Origin of the sequence: Thermohahella caldifontis (genome assembly GCF_041153465.1) — a bacterium.
GTDB lineage: Bacteria > Pseudomonadota > Gammaproteobacteria > Pseudomonadales > Oleiphilaceae > Thermohahella > Thermohahella caldifontis.
This window is the reverse complement of sequence record NZ_CP154858.1, coordinates 1,575,162-1,592,905: the sequence shown is the minus strand read 5'-3', so window position 1 is coordinate 1,592,905 and position 17,744 is coordinate 1,575,162. Positions and strand designations below refer to the sequence as shown.

Sequence of the window (17,744 nt, the reverse complement as noted above, 5' to 3'; positions counted from 1 at the left end):
GCAGTGCCCCGACACCTGAAAGGCCTGTATCAGAATCATATTGTCCTGTCTTGCTCGGATCCGAACCTGAAAAGCAATGTAGAGTCAGGTGCGGATCCGGTCTTTTCAGCATGCTGTCTGCGGAGTGTTTTCCTGCTTGCGGTGACGGGGTGCCCCGGATCTCTTGCTGAACGCGATTGAGTAACCTCTTAAGCCCTCGGCAGCCGGATATTGGTAACGGGTATGTGTCTGTCACCGGGCTGTTGTCCCCGCCGTTCAGATATTACAATAAAGCCTCTCTTTTGATGATCGTCAAAGTGCCCGCACTTTGATTCCGGCATACTTCAGCCACAATACAAGAACTGAACGGGCTGGTCAGGCCCGGCATTTTCAGCGTCAATGTTCAAGCAGTCTGCTCCGTGCAGAGGGGGAATCATGTCAGCACCAACCGTATTCCGGGATGTGGAAGCCTGTGTCGATGCCATCATTGCAAAAGTGGGCAAGGAGATCGTGTTCGGTATGCCACTGGGTCTGGGCAAGCCGATCCATCTGGCCAATGCCCTGTACGCCCGGGCGAAAAAGGATCCGACGCTCCGGCTGAAAATCATCACGGCGATCTCGCTGGAAAAGCCGTCCGGCAGCTCCGCTCTCGAAAAGAAGTTTTTCGGGCCCTTTGCCAAGCGCCTGTTTGACGGCATACCGGACTTGGAATATGTCCGCGACCTGCGTCGCAATCAGGTTCCCGACAACGTGGTCATCCACGAATTCTTCTTCAAGGCCGGCAGCTACCTGAACCATCCGGGGCAGCAGCAGAACTACATCATGAGCAACTACACCCATGTCTTCCGGGACCTCATGGATCAGGGGCTGAACGTGGCCGCCCAGATCGTTGCCGTGCGTGATGAGGGCGACAAGCGTCGCTACAGCCTCAGCTGCAACCCGGATGTGGCCATTGACCTTGAGCCGGAGCTGCGCGCGCTGGAGGCTCAGGGCAAGCCGGTGGCGATCGTCGGCGAGATCAACCGTAATCTGCCGTTCATGCAGAATGATGCCGAGGTGGAAGCGGAAAGCTTCGACTTTATCATCGATAATCCGCGGTATGACTACCCTCTGTTCGGGGCCCCCAACATGGCCGTCACGCCCACGGACTACATGATCGGCTTCCATGCCAGCACGCTGATCCGTGATAACGGGACGCTGCAGGTGGGCATCGGCTCTCTGGGCACGGCCCTGTCCAGCGCCACGCTGACCCGTCACCAGGATAATGCCCTCTACCGGGACATGTGTCAGGAGCTGGATCTGGAAAGCCGTTTTCCGGTTATCGGCAAAATTGGCGGAATGGACACCTTCGAGAAAGGCCTGTACGGCTGCAGTGAAATGATGGTGGATGGGTTTATCCACCTGTACAAGGCCGGTATCCTCAAGCGGCAGGTGTTCCCGGATCATACCCTGCAGACGCTGCTCAACACCGGACGGATTACTGAAACGCCGGATCTGGACATGCTGGATGCCCTGGCGGAAGCAGGTGCCATTTCCGCCAGGTTGCTGGCCCGGGACATCGAGTATCTCAAGCGGTTTGGCATTCTGCGCGAGGACATTCAGTTCAAGGGCGGTCACTTGCTCGTGGACGAGGATAACCATGCCGAAGCCGATCTGCGCAAGGAGGAAAGCCGCGCCTGGATTGCCGCCAATGCGCTGGGGCAGTCCCTGAAGGGCGGTATTGTCCTGCATGGCGGTTTCTTCCTCGGGCCGCGCAACTTCTATGACATGCTGCGTGAGCTGACGGACGAAGATCACCAGAAAATCTGCATGACCAGCGTGCGTTTCATCAATCATCTTTATGACCACCGTCTGGGCAACGAACAGCTCAAGATCGCCCAGCGCCAGCATGCCCGTTTCATCAACTCCACCATGATGGCCACACTCTTCGGCGCGGCCGTATCGGACGGATTGGAGAACGGCAAGGTGGTCAGCGGGGTGGGCGGACAGTACAACTTTGTTGCCATGGCCCACGACACGCCGGGCGCCCGGTCCATTCTCAAGCTCAAGTCAACGCGGGTGGCGGGCGGCCGCACCGTGTCCAACATCGTCTTCAGTTATGGTTACTGCACCATTCCGCGCCATTTGCGTGATATCTACGTGACCGAGTACGGTATTGCCGATCTTCGTGGCAAGAGCGATGCGGAGTGCGTGATGGAAATGCTGAAAATTGCCGATTCGCGCTTCCAGCCTCAGCTCATGGCCCAGGCCAAGGCGGCCGGGAAGCTGCCTCAGGATTATCAGATTCCTGAAGCCTACCGCCAGAACACGCCTGAGCGGATTCAGGCCATGTATCGCAAGTTCAGCCCGCGCGGCGCCTTCGATCCCTTCCCGTTCGGCTGTGATTTCACCGAAGAAGAACTCAAGATCGGCAAGGCGCTGAAGCAGCTCAAGGCCAGGACGGCCACCAGACAGGGGCTGCTCAAGGCCCTGTGGGAAGCCATGCGCTTGCGGGAGATTCCGCAGAATGTGGTACCGCTGCTCGAACGCATGGACATGATGGCCCCGAAGGATTTCCGCGAAAAGCTGGAGCAGAAGCTGTTGGCTGCGGAACTGATGCGGCTGGTCTGACAGGCGCAGCGTCTTCCTCACGAATCTGGTACACTCTCGCGTCGCAAGACGGAGGGTGTACTGGTGACAAAAGTCTATACCATTCACTACAAGCTCAAGAACCGCAACGGAGAGGTAGTGGATACCTCCGTTGGTGGCCAGCCCATGACTTTTCTGGATGACAGCCCGACGGTCATTCCCGGTCTGAGAAAGGCGGTGGCCGGACGTGAACCGGGGCAGGTTCTGGAAGTCACCATTCCGCCGGAGCTGGCGTATGGGCCCCACGATCCGGACAAGGTGCGTACGGTGGCCCGTGCCCTGTTCGATCAGCCAGAAGCCGTCAAGCCTGGCGCCATCTTCCAGACCGGGTCCGGCAATGAGCGCCAGGTGGTCAAGGTGGTGGATGTGGACGGTGACAAGGTGCGGGTGGATGCCAATCATCCGCTCGCCGGTCTGACACTCTATTTTGAAGTGGAAATCCTGTCGGTCCGGGACGCCACGCCGGACGAAATTGCATCAGGCAAGCCCTTCCACCCATAGATCCAGGTGGCCTTCGTGAGGGATCCAGTTGAGCCGGGCAACCGTGGTGGCACAGAACCGGTGCGACTGCCGCGCGAGTGCGGCCGGACTGTCCGCCGGCTCAAGCAAGGGCCCCCAGTGCACATAGGCGTCGGTGGGCGGTGCCTTGAGCAAGCGCCACAAGTGCGGGACAAAGGTGTCATCCCCCACGAACGGTGCGAGGGTGTCGGGTTCTCCGCGCCTGCGGTAGTGGATGGCGACAGGCTGAACAGGCCTGGAGGCCTCCATCGCGGCCTGGAAAAGCCGCGGATAGAAGCGGCCTACCTTGTCGCCCCGGGTCGTTGTGCCTTCGGGAAAGAACACCACAGTGCGGCCTGCAGCCAGCTTTTGTCGGATGGCACGGCGTGCAGAAGCGAGATGCCCGCCGCCCCGGCGGATGAACAGCGTGCCCGCTTGCCGGGCCAGCCAGCCGATGGCAGGCCATTGTCCCACTTCTGCCTTGGCGAGGAAGTGTGACGGACATGCTGCCCCCAATACGGGAATGTCCAGCCAGCTGATATGGTTGGCAACAATGAGGGTGGCCCCGCCTTCGGATGGGGTGCCCACATGATGGACATTCACGCGAAGAATCTCCAGTAGCCTGCGGGTCCAGTCCTGCATGGCGATATCGCGGCGCACTGCCATGCCGGCCGCTTCCTGCAGGTGCATCGCCAGGGCCAGGCCCATGCCCCGGATGAGGTGAGACAGAATACGCAACGCCCGGAATATCGCAGCCATCATGCGTTACGCTCCCGGCTCATGAAGTGTCGTGCATAACGTTCCGCCAGTGTCTTCACATTCAGCACAATCAGTAGGTCGGCGCAGCCAAAAGCTGCATCCAGGCAGGGTTCGCCACCGATGCGCGCGCCGAGACGGGTGTAGGCGCGAATGAGCGGCGGAATGGCTGCCGGCTGACGGGAGGCTTCATGGGGGCGGGGCAGGGGGAAGCGCGGGAAGACCCGGTGTGCCGGCTCCAGACCATGGGACGCCAGTAACTGATCGGTGACTGACCAGGCCAGCGTGCCACCGTCCCGGATGCTGATGCTGCCGCAGCCGATTAGCGTATCGTAGCCTTCGTCCAGCACGAAGGCGGCGATACCGGACCAGAGCAGGGACAGGACGGCGCCGGTGCGATAATCCGGGTGGACACATGTGCGGCCAACCTCGAGAATCCTGCCGGATCGCTTCACCAGTGCAGACAGATCGAACTCGCTTTCGGAATAGAAACCGCCTGCCTGCCTGGCATGCTCCGATCGCAGCAGCCGGGTGGTGGCCACCACCTGACCATTGAACACGTTCTCAACGATCAGGTGTTCGCACCAGGGATCCCAGGCATCCATGTCCAGCCCCGGAATGGGGCTTGAAAGCCGGGCACCATACTCCCGGGTAAACACTTCAAACCTGAGCCGCTGAGCCCGGGCAACCTGAAGCGCCGAGCCAGCAAGGCCAACCTGAAGCCGGGGGGCTCGGGGACGTTCCGATGGGGTCTGGTTGTGCTGAGTGGTGATGGTCATGATCATCCCTCCTGATTGGACAGGAGTGATGATGGGGTGCGGGCATGACGGTGCCATGAACGGCGTGTGACACTTCCGGGAAATCCGCCGGCAGGGTGCACGGGATGCATGTAAATTTTGAAACAGAGGTTATACTTTATGTCGGGCAAGTGCTATGTTTCTTGAAAGGATGTGTGTGAACGTTAACACCACCCGGGGGAAACAGGCATGACGGGGTTACAACAACAAAGAGTTAAGGATATCGTGGATACCAACGAAACCTGGCGGATACTGATTGTAGAGGATGACGAGCGGCTGGCCGACCTGACACGGGAATACCTGGAATCCAATGGGCTGGTCGTGTCGGTGGAGGGAAACGGAACGCGTGCAATCGAGCGCATTGAACAGGAACAGCCGGATCTGGTTGTTCTGGATCTCATGCTGCCGGGTGAGGACGGTCTGTCGATCTGTCGCAAGGTGCGGCCGCACTATAACGGACCCATACTGATGCTCACTGCGCGAACCGATGACCTGGACCAGGTACTGGGTCTGGAAATGGGCGCAGATGATTACATGTGCAAACCGGTGCGGCCACGGGTATTGCTGGCACGTATCCGGGCGCTGCTCAGACGCATCCGTGAGCAGGAGGCAGCCCGGGAGAAGACCGGCGCTGCACAGGAAGAGGAACCCGTGCGCCTGGAGTTCAATGACCTGGTCATTGACCGTTCCATGCGTGAGGCCTGGCTGGCTGGCAACAGCATTGATCTGACCAGTGCCGAGTTTGACCTGCTCTGGCTGCTGGCCAGCAATGCGGGCCGGGTGCTCAGCCGCGAGGAAATCTTTACCGCCCTGCGCGGTATCGAATATGACGGTCAGGACCGCTCCATTGATGTGCGTGTCTCCCGCATACGCCCGAAGATTGGCGATGACCCGGTGCATCCCCGGCGGATCAAGACGGTGCGCAGCAAGGGTTATCTGTTCGTGAAGGAAGCCTGAGCACGGATTGGTGAATACGGTCTTCGCCCGGACATTCGTGCTGGTCGTCAGCGGGCTGGCGGCCTGTCTGCTCCTGGCCGTGCTGGCCTTTCAGGGCATCAATGAGGTCAGGCACGCGGCCTGGCAGGAGCATGTCCTGAGTCTGCCCCTGCAGTGGTTGCGACAGCAGCCCGGGGATGCCCGTGCCATGCTGCTGAGGACTTCGGCCCCGCCCGGACTTCAGGTTTCTGCACTGCCGCTGGATAGCCTGCCGCTGAACCCCGTGCAACGGGAGCGTCTGACCATGGGGCAGGCCATTCTGGTGCCGACCGCATTCGGCTCGCACCTGTTGCAGCAGGACGGAGATCAGGCACTGGGTGTCTATTACACCTATGCCGTGGATGAGGCGGTGCAATGGATGGCCCGCATTCTGACTCTGGAGCTGGACGGACTGACAGCGGACGCGGCACGTGCGCGTGTTGCCCGGTTCGCCCGGGCTTGGCAGCTGCCCTGGACGCTGGCACCGAGAGACTCGCTGGCCGACCTGCCTGCGGTGCTGAGGGAAGAACTCACGCAGCAGGGCTGGCTGCGCCTGCCTGAAAACGCGGGATATCTGTTCGAAGTGCCCGGACTGGGCGTGCTCAGTCTTGCACCTCAACCCGCCTTTGATCCTTGGTCCGCCCCGCTCATCTTCAGCCTGACCATTCTGGTGCTCTGCATTCTGGCCGCCGTACTGTACCAGTCCTTTGCCCGCACCGAGCTTCGCCTGCGCAAGCTGGAAAGCGTAGCCACCCGTATCTCCCGCGGGGAGCTGGACGCACGGATCGACGAGAGCGAAATGACGGGAGCGCTGGATTCCGTGGGCAGGCTGGCTTCCGTGTTCAACCGCATGGCGGAGCACATCCAGCGGCTGGTGTCCGTGCAGCGGGAAATGATTCACGCGGTGTCGCACGAGCTGCGGACACCGGTTGCGCGCATCCGCTTTGGCGTGCAGATGATCGAGGATCTGGACGATCCTGAGCAGCGCCAGAAGCAGCTGCAGGGTATTGACCATGACATCCAGGAACTCAACGAGCTGATTGACGAGATCCTGACCTATGCCAGGCTGGAGCAGGGCGGGCCGGTCATCGATTTTCAGGAGGCCAATGTTGCCGACATCGTGAATCAGGTGGTGGAAGAGCAGCAGAGCATTCGCCCGGAGATCCGTATTGAAGCCCGCTTTGCACCCGGTTCGGAGCATTATGTGCTGGCCGACGTCGAGCCTCGCTATATCCATCGCGCCATCCAGAATCTGGTCGGTAATGCCTGTCGCTATGCGAAGTCCCGGGTTGTGGTCAACTGTTGCCTGGAGCGGCAGACCTGTCGGGTGGACGTGGAGGATGATGGTCCGGGCATTCCGGAAAGCCAGTGGGAAAAGGTGTTCACGCCCTTTGCCCGACTGGATGACAGTCGGACCCGCTCCTCCGGAGGATACGGACTGGGCCTGTCCATTGTCCGTCGTATCCTGTACTGGCATGGTGGTCAGGCCATGGTCAGTCGCAGCAAGTCACTGGGAGGTGCCTGCTTCACGCTCGTGTGGCCCCGTCGGCAGGATATTACCTGATGTTACAGTTTATTGACACGAAGCCTACAGACGGACGTCATCCTTTTGGCCATAATCAGAACCGTAAAGGATGACTCTTTGAGGTTGTAGTTCTTATCGAACTTTCCTTGTTTCGGGGGCTCGCATTGCGAGCCCTTTTTTCGTCCGGACACGCCGCCACAATCAGGCATGCCCGGAATCTGATGCCCGGCGAGTGGCCGGATTCCGTCGGTATCCCTTTGACAGCACCTGTGCTCCGCCTTCAGTTCAGACCGGAAGGGCCTCACCTGTCGGACTGGCCGAAGGGGCTGGCGTATTCACTTCCGATGCGAGCCAGTCATCAAGCTGCGCTTTCTGTTCGGCGCTCAGACGCAGTCCCAGGCGAGTCCTTCGCATCAGGATATCTTCGGCAGTCAGCGCCCACTCCTCGTTTACAAGGTAGCGGACTTCAGCTTCCGTCAGTCCCGAGCCGAAATCCCGGCCGAGATCTGCCATGCAGGTTGCCTGATCCAGAAATTTGAGCGCCAGTACGCCATAGCTCCGGGCATAGCGCCTGAGCAGCGTATCGGGCAGCCAGGGAGCGGCCTGACGCAGCACCTCCTCCACCTGTGCCCGGGTATGCAGCGCAGTGGTGGCCCCGGGCAGCGGAGCAGCGTGGGTCCAGGCCGGTCCCATTGACGGAAAGTACGGCTTCAGCCGGGACATGGCCGCATTGGCCAGCTTTCTGTAGGTGGTCAGTTTGCCGCCAAAGACGTTCAGCAGTGGCGTGGCACCCAGCTCGTCATCCAGTTCCAGCGTATAGTCCCGGGTCACTGCGGACGGATTGCTGCTTTCGTCGTCACACAGGGGGCGCACACCGCTGAACGTATCAAGGATATCGTTGCGCGTCAGCGTATGGCGGAAGTGACGGTTGACCACGTCCAGCAGGTAGTCGATTTCCTCGTCATCAATCCTCACCTGGGCCGGGTCACCCCGATACTCCTTGTCGGTCGTGCCGATCATGTGCAGGTCATCTTCCCAGGGCAGGACAAAGACAATCCGGCCATCCTTGTTCTGCAGGATGAAAGCGCCCGGCGCATCATGAAACGCTTTGACCAGGATATGGCTGCCCTTGATCAGGCGGATGTTGCGCGGTGAGCGGGTCCGGATACCGGTTTCGATGAACTGCTGCACCCAGGGGCCGGCTGCATTGACCAGCGCGCGGGCGAAAATCACTTGTTCCGAACCATCTGACAGATTGCGCAGGCGGACTTTCCACAATTTGTCCGCTGACTGACGCTCGGCATGAATGCAGCGGGTGCGTGTCAGGATGCGGGCACCATGGAGCCTCGCCTGCAGGGCATTGGCGACCACAAGGCGGGCGTCATCCACCTGGCAGTCGGAATATTCAAAACCGGTCGTGAACTCCGGCTTGAGCGGGCTGTTTTGCAGACTGACCTGGCGACTCCCCGGCAGCGTCGTGCGCTTGCTCAGGTGATCGTAGAGAAACAGGCCAATGCGGATCATCCAGGCCGGCCGCAGGTGCGGGGCGTGGGGCAGCGTGAAGCGCAATGGTGCGACCAGGTGAGGGGCATTGCGCAACAGCACCTCTCTTTCCGCAAGTGCTTCACGAACCAGTCTGAACTCGTAGTGCTCCAGGTAACGCAGTCCGCCGTGGATGAGCTTGGAGCTGGCCGATGAGGTGGCGGCCGCCAGGTCGCTCTGCTCGCACAACAGTACACTGAGTCCTCTGCCGGCCGCATCGGCGGCAATGCCCGTGCCATTGATGCCGCCGCCGATGATCAGCACATCCACGGGAGTGTTGGAAAGAGTTGCCATGAGAGTGTCCTTTCGTGTGTGAACGCTGTATTTTCATAATACAACATGAAAGGACAGGGTGGCGATACAAATTGAATAAAAATGTGACAAGTGTACTGAAATTTGATCCGTCAGGGTTCGCAAACAACCAGTTTTACGCCTTCCCGTTCCAGAAGCGAAACCATCTCGTCGGATGGACGTGTATCCGTGAAAATATGGCTGGCCAGTGACACGGGCCCCAGCCGGATCATGGCCTTGCGACCGAACTTGGTGTGGTCGGCCGCAACAAAGACACGCCTCGAGCTTTCGATGATGGCCTGGGCGACACGGACCTCCTGATAATCGAAGTCCAGCAGGTCTCCCTCCTCGTCAATGCCGCTGATGCCGATCACGGCAAAATCGCACTTGAACTGCCTGACGAAGTCCACGGTGGCCTCACCGATGATACCGCCATCACGGCTGCGCACCCGGCCGCCGGCGATGATGATGGTGAAATCTTCCTTGCCACTGAGGATGCTGGCTACATGAAGGTTGTTGGTGATGACGGTCAGGCCTTCATGGTTGAGCAGTGCCTGAGCGATCGTTTCCGTTGTCGTACCGATATTGATGAACAGTGACGACTGATTCGGGATGCGGCGGGCGATGGCTTCGGCAATCCGCTGTTTTTCCGCCAGATGCTGGATTTTCCGTTCACTGTAGGCCGTGTTGGCGGTGGACGGCGGCAAGGCAGCCCCGCCGTGGTAGCGTTTCAGGCGCTGTTCCGCATCCAGGGCATTGATATCGCGACGGATGGTTTGCGGCGTCACGCCGAAATGCTGGGCCAGTTCGTCGATGGACACGAATCCGCGCTCGCGTACCAGCGCCACAATCTGATCATGTCTGTGTTCGTGGGCCACGCCTTGCCTCCCTCGTCTGGCCGCCCGAAAGGCGGACTGGGTCAAATTTTTTTGTTCGTTTTCTGTTTAGAATGTTCAGAACTGAAAATCACCCTAGTATAACGCCAATCAAAAAGGAATTGCGCGAAAATGAACACATATTTGCTGGCCATTGATCAGGGTACGACAAGCAGCCGCGCCATCGTGTTTGACGGGCAGGGCAACATCTGCGGCGTGGGGCAACAGGAATTTCCCCAGTATTTCCCACAGGATGGCTGGGTGGAACATGACCCGGAAGATATCTGGCATACCACCCTGCAGACCATTCGTGCTGCGCTGGATGCCGCCGGCATCGAAGCCGGCAACCTGGCCAGCATCGGCATCACCAACCAGCGGGAAACGGTTGTGGTGTGGGAGCGTGCCACAGGGCGACCGCTCTATCGCGCCATTGTCTGGCAGGACCGGCGTACGGCGGAACGGTGCGAGGCGCTCAGGGCGGCCGGGCATGAGGCAGAAGTGTCGGCACGCACGGGACTGCTGCTGGATCCCTACTTCAGTGCCAGCAAGATCGCCTGGATCCTGGACCATGTGGAAGGCGCGCGTGAGCGGGCTGCCCGGGGTGAACTCTGCGCCGGTACCATCGACAGCTTTCTGCTCTGGCGCCTGACGGAGGGCAAGGTTCACGCCACGGATGCCACCAACGCCTCGCGAACCCTGCTGTTCAATATCCATACCCAGCAGTGGGATGACACCTTGCTGGATCTGTTCGGTATTCCTGCTGTCATGCTGCCGGAAGTGCGGGACAGTGCTGCGGATTATGGTCATGTGTCACCGGCACTGTTCGGGTCTGCCGTACCCGTTGGCGGCATGGCCGGCGATCAGCAGGCGGCACTGGTGGGACAGGCGTGCCTCGCGCCGGGGCAGATCAAGAGCACCTATGGTACCGGGTGCTTCATGGTGCTGAATACCGGCGAACGAGCAGTCACGTCCACTTCGCGTCTGCTGACCACGGTCGCCTATCGTCTCAATGGGCAGACCACCTATGCCCTGGAAGGCAGCATCTTCAATGCCGGCACAGCGGTTCAATGGTTGCGGGACGGCTTGGGGCTGATACGCTCTGCCGCCGAAACAACCGAGTCGGCCATGCGGGTGGGTGCGGACAATCCGGTTTATCTGGTTCCCGCGTTTACCGGGCTGGGCGCGCCCTGGTGGGATGCGGACGCGCGTGCGGCGCTTGTGGGCATGACCCGGGATACTTCGGCCGACCACATCATCACGGCGGCCATTCAGGCGGTTGCCTATCAGACCCGAGATCTGATCGAGGCCATGGCACGGGATGCCGGATCCGTGGAGCGGCTCCGGGTGGACGGCGGCATGGTGGTCAATGACTGGCTCATGCAGTTTCTCTCGGACATGCTGGCCGTGCCCGTGGATCGCCCGCGGGTGACAGAAACCACGGCGCTGGGCGCCGCCATGCTGGCGGGGCTGAACGCCGGGGTGATCGGAGATCTCTCTGAATTGGACAGGTTCTGGCAGTGCGACCGGAGTTTCGAGCCCGGGATGCCGGAAGAGCGTCGGGAACGGCTTTACCACGGCTGGCAGGCGGCCGTTCAGCGGGTGCTGACCCGCTGAGCCTCAGGGCGAAACGGGAAAGGCAATCAGGTGATCGGCCACGAGACGCAGGCCGATCTCCGTACCTGTCGGGTAATCCTGGTGGCTGGGTGCCAGTACATCCAGCGCCAGTCCCGAGGGCAGTGTCAGCCGGTAGAGGGTCGACGAGCCGGAAAAGATCTTGTCACGGATGAGCGCTCTGAGACCGGACTGTTCATCCAGTACAATGTCGTCCGGGCGCAAAAGTACGTCCACCGCCGTGCCGGGCGGCCAGATATAGGCCCGGTCACCGCGAATCACGCCCAGTTCCGTGGCCACGCTGTCCGGCGTTTCCAGACGACCGGGGACAAAGGAACCGCGCCCCACAAACCCGGCCACAAACCGGTTTTCAGGATTGTGGTACAGGTTGTAGGGTGTATCCCATTGCTGGAGGCGTCCCTGGTGGAGGACGCCCACATGATCAGCCAGGGCGAAGGCTTCGTTCTGATCATGAGTCACCAGAATGGCCGATGTCTTGCGCTGTCTGAGAATGTCGCGCACATCCAGGGAGAGCCGGAGCCGGAGCTCCGCATCCAGGTTCGAGAATGGCTCGTCCATCAGCAGCAGTTCGGGCTCCGGGGCCAGTGCCCGCGCCAGGGCCACACGCTGCTGCTGCCCTCCGGAAAGTTCGTGAGGGTACTGCTCCGCCACGCTGTGCAGGCCGACAAGATCCAGCATGTCGGCCACGACACGCTTCCGGGACGCCTTGTCCAGCCGGTGAAGACCGAAGCCGATGTTGTCCGCAACCGTGAGGTGCGGAAACAGGGCGTAGTCCTGAAACACCATGCCGATGCGCCGGTTTTCGGGCGGAACGGTCATGCCCGGCCGCGACAGCACCTGTCCCGCCAGCACGATCTGTCCGGCATCAACCGGCTGAAAGCCGGCCAGCGCTTTCAGCAATGTGGTCTTGCCGCAACCGCTCGGTCCGAGCAAGCTGGCGAGACCGCCGCGATTCAGATGGAAGGTGACATCCTGCAGCACCGGCGTCTCATCGTAACGGCAGGCAAGGCCGGTCACTTCCAGTTCGGGCCTTTCCGTGGTCACGCGCTCAGGGCTCCCAGCAGCAGGTATTCCATCAATGCCTTCTGGGCATGCAGCCGGTTTTCGGCTTCATCCCAAACCACCGAGCGGGGATCGTCGAGCATGTCCTCCGAGACTTCCTCGCCGCGATGCGCCGGCAGGCAGTGCATGAATAATGCGTCCGGTTTGGCCAGGTCCATGAGCCTGGGAGAAACCTGGTAAGGGCGGAACTTTTCCTTGCGGGCTTCGGCCTCATCTTCCTGCCCCATGGAGGCCCAGACATCGGTCACGACCAGATCTGCGTCACGCACCGCCTCGGTGGGATCTTCCACGACTGCCACGTGGGAGGCGTTGTCAGCCACGATGGCCGCCTTGGGTTCGAAGCCCTTGGGGCAGGCGGCCACAAGCTGGAAGTCGAATTGCGTGGCAGCATTCATGTAGCTGTGGCACATGTTGTTGCCATCGCCGATCCAGGCCACGCGCTTGCCCTGCACGGCACCGCGATGCTCGACCCAGGTCTGGATGTCGGCCAGAAGCTGGCAAGGGTGAAAATCATCGGTGAGCGCATTAATCACCGGAACACTGGCGTAGCGGGCAAAGGTTTCCAGCTTCTCGTGCTCGAAGGTGCGGATCATGATGATGTCCACCATGCGTGACAGCACCCGGGCGCTGTCCTCGATGGGTTCTCCGCGGCCCAGTTGCGTATCCCGTGGTGACAGGAAGATGGCGTGGCCACCCAACTGGGCCATGCCGGCTTCAAAGGAAACCCGGGTGCGGGTGGAGGACTTCTCGAAGATCATGCCCAGCACCTTGTTGGGCAGGGGGGCATAGGGAATGCCCCGCTTCTGCTTGTCCTTGAGAATCATGGCACGGCGGATCAGATAATCCAGGGTGCCCGGTGGCAGATCCTTGAGAGTCAGAAAATGTTGAACAGCAGTCATGGTCTTGTCCTGTCAGTCATGAAGAGCGGGGCAGAACACGCTCGTCTGCCTTGTAGAGTTTGATGAGACGAATCAGTGTAGTGGCCAGCCAGTCAGCCTCATCGTCCGTCATGATCAGCGGTGGCAGCAGCCGGATGACCGACTCGCGCGTCACATTGATCAGCAACTGCTGGGTCTTGGCCAGCGGCACAAGCTCGGGGCAGGGCTCGTCGAGCTCTATCCCGATCATGAGCCCCTTGCCGCGGATGTCGCGCACATAGCCCGAGCCCCTGAAATAGGTTTCAAACGTTTCCCGAAGGCGATCACCCAGTACCCGGGCGCGCTCCGGCAGGTGCTCGTCGCGCAGCGTGCGGACCACAGCCAGTGCGCCCGCACAGACCAGCGGATTGCCGCCAAAGGTGGAACCGTGACTGCCGGGGGTGAAAACGCCGGCCGCCTCGCCGCGGGCGAGACAGGCGCCAATGGGCAGGCCGTTTCCAAGCCCTTTTGCCGTGGTCACCACATCAGGCAGTATGCCTGCGCCCTGATAACAGAAGAAATGGCCGGTCCGCCCGTTGCCGGTCTGGACTTCATCCAGCATCATCAGCCAGCCCTGAGCATCGCACAGGGCTCTTGCACCCCGGAGATATTCATCCGAGGCCACGGCGAGTCCGCCTTCGCCCTGAACCGGCTCCATGAGAATGGCGACGATGTCGGGGTTGTTCCGGGCAATATGCTGCAGCGCATCCAGGTCATTGAAGGGCGCCCGCACGAACCCGGAAACCAATGGTTCGAAGCCTGCCTGAACCTTGCGGTTGCCCGTCGCGGTCAGCGTGGCCAGTGTCCGGCCGTGAAAGGCATTGTCGAGCACGACAATGGTGGGGGTGCGGATGCCGCGGCGATGTCCGTAGAGCCTGGCCAGCTTGATGGCGGCCTCATTGGCTTCGGCGCCCGAGTTGCAGAAGAAAGCATTGTCCATGCCGGCTATTGCACACAATTCGCGGGCGAGCTGGGTCTGCAAGGGAATTTCGTACAGATTGGAGCAGTGCAGCAGGCGTGCCGCCTGACGCTGGATGGCATCGGTAACCGCCGGGTGATTGTGCCCCAAACCGTTGACGCCGATGCCGGATATGGCATCAAAGTACCGGTTGCCGGCTTCGTCATACAGCCAGACTCCGTCACCCCGGTCAAAGGCCAGCGGCTGGCGACCATAAGTCTGCATCAGCGGGTTGTGCGACATGTCCTGATTTTCCCCTTCACAACGCAAAAAGGCAGCCAGTGCTGCCCCGAGAAGATCTATCTTACCGGCTCGGACTGAAGGGTGCAATGGCTGGATACGCGTGTGTTGGGAGCAAATAAACTGTCCGGACTTGTAGCACGTGATTTGTCCGGTTTCATGATCACCAAGGAGGTGAGCCATGAGACGGACAGAACTGCTACAGGAGATCCGGAAAATGCGATTCGAAGAAGCCTATACGGGATGGACCGAGAAACGGCTGACCCAGGAAGAGGCGGCGCGGCTGCTGGGGGTCTGTGAGCGGACCTTCCGGCGCTATATCGACCGCTACGAGGAGGAGGGCCTCGACGGCCTGATCGACAAGCGCCTGAGTCAGGTTTCCCACCGCAAGGCCCCGGTGGATGAGGTTCTACGCCTCGAGGCGCTCTACAAGGAGCGCTACGACGGCTGGAACATCAAACACTTCTACAGCTTCTACCGCGACCGTCACGGCGGCACACGCAGCTATACCTGGGTACGGAACACCTTGCAGAAGGCAGGCCTGGTCAAGAAGGCACCGGCTCGGGGTAAGCATCGTCGACGCCGCGAGCGGGCGCCCATGGTCGGCATGATGCTCCACCAGGATGGCTCCACCCACGAATGGGTTCCCGGCCACCACTGGGATCTGATCATCACCTTCGATGACGCCACCTCTGAGCACTACTCCATGTTCTTCGTCGAGGAGGAAGGCACGGCTTCGAGCTTCCAGGCCATGCGAGAGGTCATCACCGATCACGGCCTTCCCTCGAGCCTCTATACCGACCGGGGCAGTCACTACTGGCACACCCCCAAGGCCGGCGGCAAGGTCGACAAGTCCAACCTCACCCAGTTCGGCAGGGCCATGGCCCAGCTCGGGGTCGAGATGATCCCCGCCTATTCCCCCGAGGCCCGGGGCCGCTGTGAGCGCCAGTTCGCCACCCATCAGGGACGCCTGCCCAAGGAACTTGCAGCCCAGGGCATTACCACCATGGCGGCGGCCAACCGCTACCTTCGGGAGCACTACCTGCCGGCCTTCAACCGGGAGTTCTGCGTCAAACCCGCCGTCGAGGGCAGCGCCTTCGTGCCTTTCATCGGCCCTGGACTGGACGACATCCTGTGTGAGCAGTACGAACGCACCGTGAACAAGGACAACTGCGTCTCGTTCGAGGGACTCAAGCTGCAGATCCCTGCCGACCGCTATCGGCGCCATTACGTCAAGGCCAAGGTTCGGGTACACCGTTATCCTGATCGCTCCCTGGCGATCTTCCACGGCCCCAGAAGACTGGCCAGTTACACCCCAGAAGGCCTGCCCTTCGACCCCCTCGAACCTATTGATCAGGCACCGGCCAACGTCCGCTGCCAAGTCTGATCATCAGTGGACCCAAAGCGGACAGTTTATGTGCTACAAAACCGGACAGTTCTATTTGTTGCTAACATGGCTGGATACGCGTGTGCTACCATGGGTGCATCATGCACAGCATGGAGACAAGATCATGTCATTGGATGCCATAGGGCTGAGCCTGTTTGCCAGCCGCCTTAACGCGGTGTGCGAGGAAATGGGAACGGTACTGCGTCATGCCGCTGTTTCCTCCAACATCAAGGATCGCCTGGACTTCTCGTGTGCGCTATTCGACCGGGATGGCCATATCTGTGCTCAGGCTGCACACATACCGGTTCACCTGGGCTCCATGGCGCATGCCATGCGGGATGTGGTTGGGCGTATCGCATGGCAGCCCGGGGATGTGGTGGTATTCAACGATCCCCGGTGCGGAGGTACCCATCTGCCGGATGTTACGGTGGTCATGCCAGTTTTTGTGAAGGATGACCTGGCCGGGTTTGCCGCCAGTCGCGCGCATCATGCTCATATCGGCGAACCTGAAGGCAGTATGCCCCTGGCGAGGCGACTGGAGGAAGAGGGGGAGGTTTTTCCACCCTCGCTGCTGCGCAGGGATGGACAGTGGCAGGAAGCCATTGCAGCGCGTATCCGTCTGTTGGAAGGAGCCCGGAGCGGTGATGGTGACTTGCCGGCTGACTGGTTGGCTCAGTTGGCGGCTTGTGAGCGCGGCGTCCGGAGACTGGGCATCCTGCTTCAGGGTATGGGGAAGGAAGGTTTCGAAGCTGGCCTTCAGGCTTTGAACGCGTATGGACGCAGACTGGTGTCCGGCACTCTGGAAGAGTGGCCGGAGGGCGAGTGGCGTGCACAGGATGTGATGGATGACGATGGCTGGGGGAATGAACGGATTCCGTTGGGACTCAGGCTGATTCACAGGTCGGGACAGATCCACTGCTGTTTCGAGGCACCGCCGGCTGTTGATGGCAATATTAACTGTCCTCTCAGTGTGACCGCGGCAGCAGCCTTCTATGCCGTGCGTTGTTTGCTGCCGCCGCAGACCCCATCTTGTCACGGTGTTTTTTCCTGTGTCCGGGTCAGTGCTCCGGAAGGCTCGCTGCTGAATGCACCTGCAGGCGTGGCTGTGGGCGCCGGGAATGTGGAAACCAGTCAGCGGGTAGTGGATCTGATGCAGCGGGCGCTGGCCGCCATGCTGCCTGAACGGGTGCCGGCGCTCAGCCAGGGGACCATGAACAATGTGGTGCTGTCGGGAAGCCGGGCGGGTCACGCATGGCATTACTACGAGACGCTCGGAGGCGGTCATGGCGCAGGTCCGGGGTTTGATGGTCTCAGTGCGCGACAGGTACATATGACCAATACCCTCAATACCCCGGTGGAAGTGCTGGAGACACTCTATCCCGTCAGAGTGGAAAGCTATTCGGTTCGTCGCGGTAGCGGCGGCAAGGGACGCTGGCATGGTGGGGATGGGCTTGTACGCAGCTGGCGGTTTCTTGCGCCGGCACGGGTGACCCTGCTGACGGAGCGCCGACGGAGCGTCCCTGCGGGTCTGGCAGGTGGTTTTCCGGGGCAGCCGGGCGTCAACTTGCTCAACGGTGAAGAATTGCCGGCTAAAGTCAACCTGGATGTGGCGGCGGGTGACCTGCTCACGATTGAAACGCCGGGTGGTGGCGGATATGCAAGTCCCGAGGTATCGGAGTGAA

The 17,744-nt window shown here is 60.7% G+C and carries 14 protein-coding genes; 7 read left to right on the top strand and 7 right to left on the bottom strand.

Annotated features, from left to right (window positions below; genetic code table 11):
• Positions 1-414 precede the first annotated feature (414 nt).
• Together AAIA72_RS07805 and AAIA72_RS07800 are read left to right on the top strand one after the other, a co-directional pair.
• On the top strand, positions 415-2,589 hold the full coding sequence (locus AAIA72_RS07805) for an acetyl-CoA hydrolase/transferase C-terminal domain-containing protein (RefSeq protein WP_369602839.1): 2,175 nt from the start codon (positions 415-417) through the stop codon (positions 2,587-2,589).
• A 63-nt stretch (positions 2,590-2,652) separates the two neighbouring features.
• The gene (locus AAIA72_RS07800) at positions 2,653-3,108 is read left to right on the top strand and encodes a peptidylprolyl isomerase (protein ID WP_369602838.1); all 456 of its coding nucleotides are present in this window, start codon (positions 2,653-2,655) and stop codon (positions 3,106-3,108) included.
• Here the strand turns inward: AAIA72_RS07800 and AAIA72_RS07795 are convergent.
• Positions 3,085-3,867: a lysophospholipid acyltransferase family protein gene (locus AAIA72_RS07795; protein ID WP_369602837.1), complete on the bottom strand. Its 783-nt coding sequence runs from the start codon at positions 3,865-3,867 to the stop codon at positions 3,085-3,087. The genes AAIA72_RS07800 and AAIA72_RS07795 overlap by 24 nt on opposite strands.
• Complete coding sequence (locus tag AAIA72_RS07790; RefSeq protein WP_369602836.1) at positions 3,864-4,640, bottom strand: GNAT family N-acetyltransferase; 777 nt, start codon at positions 4,638-4,640, stop codon at positions 3,864-3,866. The genes AAIA72_RS07795 and AAIA72_RS07790 overlap by 4 nt, the downstream gene beginning before the upstream one ends.
• Before the next feature lie 207 nt (positions 4,641-4,847).
• Here AAIA72_RS07790 and AAIA72_RS07785 point away from each other — a divergent pair, with 207 nt between their 5' ends.
• Together AAIA72_RS07785 and AAIA72_RS07780 are read left to right on the top strand one after the other, a co-directional pair.
• Positions 4,848-5,615 (top strand): response regulator, encoded by a 768-nt coding sequence (locus AAIA72_RS07785; RefSeq protein ID WP_369602835.1) that lies wholly within the window; start codon positions 4,848-4,850, stop codon positions 5,613-5,615.
• Between the two features lie 10 nt (positions 5,616-5,625).
• On the top strand, positions 5,626-7,197 hold the full coding sequence (locus AAIA72_RS07780) for an ATP-binding protein (RefSeq protein WP_369602834.1): 1,572 nt from the start codon (positions 5,626-5,628) through the stop codon (positions 7,195-7,197).
• Positions 7,198-7,443: 246 nt separating this feature from the next.
• On the opposite strand, the gene glpD is transcribed toward AAIA72_RS07780, so the two are convergent.
• Together glpD and AAIA72_RS07770 are read right to left on the bottom strand one after the other, a co-directional pair.
• Positions 7,444-8,994: a glycerol-3-phosphate dehydrogenase gene (gene glpD, locus AAIA72_RS07775; RefSeq protein ID WP_369602833.1), complete on the bottom strand. Its 1,551-nt coding sequence runs from the start codon at positions 8,992-8,994 to the stop codon at positions 7,444-7,446.
• Between the two features lie 110 nt (positions 8,995-9,104).
• Positions 9,105-9,869 (bottom strand): DeoR/GlpR family transcriptional regulator, encoded by a 765-nt coding sequence (locus tag AAIA72_RS07770; protein WP_369602832.1) that lies wholly within the window; start codon positions 9,867-9,869, stop codon positions 9,105-9,107.
• A gap of 129 nt (positions 9,870-9,998) precedes the next feature.
• Between AAIA72_RS07770 and glpK the strand changes: the two genes are divergently transcribed.
• On the top strand, positions 9,999-11,480 hold the full coding sequence (gene glpK, locus AAIA72_RS07765) for a glycerol kinase GlpK (protein ID WP_369602831.1): 1,482 nt from the start codon (positions 9,999-10,001) through the stop codon (positions 11,478-11,480).
• A 3-nt stretch (positions 11,481-11,483) separates the two neighbouring features.
• Here the strand turns inward: glpK and AAIA72_RS07760 are convergent, their stop codons facing one another.
• From AAIA72_RS07760 to AAIA72_RS07750, 3 genes are read right to left on the bottom strand one after another with little or no spacing between them, the layout of a single operon-like run.
• Positions 11,484-12,542: an ABC transporter ATP-binding protein gene (locus AAIA72_RS07760; protein WP_369602830.1), complete on the bottom strand. Its 1,059-nt coding sequence runs from the start codon at positions 12,540-12,542 to the stop codon at positions 11,484-11,486.
• A complete protein-coding gene (argF, locus tag AAIA72_RS07755) occupies positions 12,539-13,459 on the bottom strand; it encodes an ornithine carbamoyltransferase (RefSeq protein WP_369602829.1) in 921 nt (306 codons plus the stop codon). Before argF ends, AAIA72_RS07760 begins: the two co-directional genes overlap by 4 nt.
• 16 nt (positions 13,460-13,475) lie before the next feature.
• The gene (locus AAIA72_RS07750; RefSeq protein ID WP_369602828.1) at positions 13,476-14,678 is read right to left on the bottom strand and encodes an aspartate aminotransferase family protein; all 1,203 of its coding nucleotides are present in this window, start codon (positions 14,676-14,678) and stop codon (positions 13,476-13,478) included.
• Positions 14,679-14,892: 214 nt separating this feature from the next.
• On the opposite strand from AAIA72_RS07750, the gene AAIA72_RS07745 reads away from it, so the two are divergent.
• Positions 14,893-16,062, top strand: coding sequence for an ISNCY family transposase (locus AAIA72_RS07745; protein ID WP_369600308.1), 1,170 nt, complete (start codon positions 14,893-14,895; stop codon positions 16,060-16,062).
• Positions 16,063-16,186: 124 nt separating this feature from the next.
• Positions 16,187-17,743: a hydantoinase B/oxoprolinase family protein gene (locus AAIA72_RS07740; protein ID WP_369602827.1), complete on the top strand. Its 1,557-nt coding sequence runs from the start codon at positions 16,187-16,189 to the stop codon at positions 17,741-17,743.
• Position 17,744: the final 1 nt, after the last annotated feature.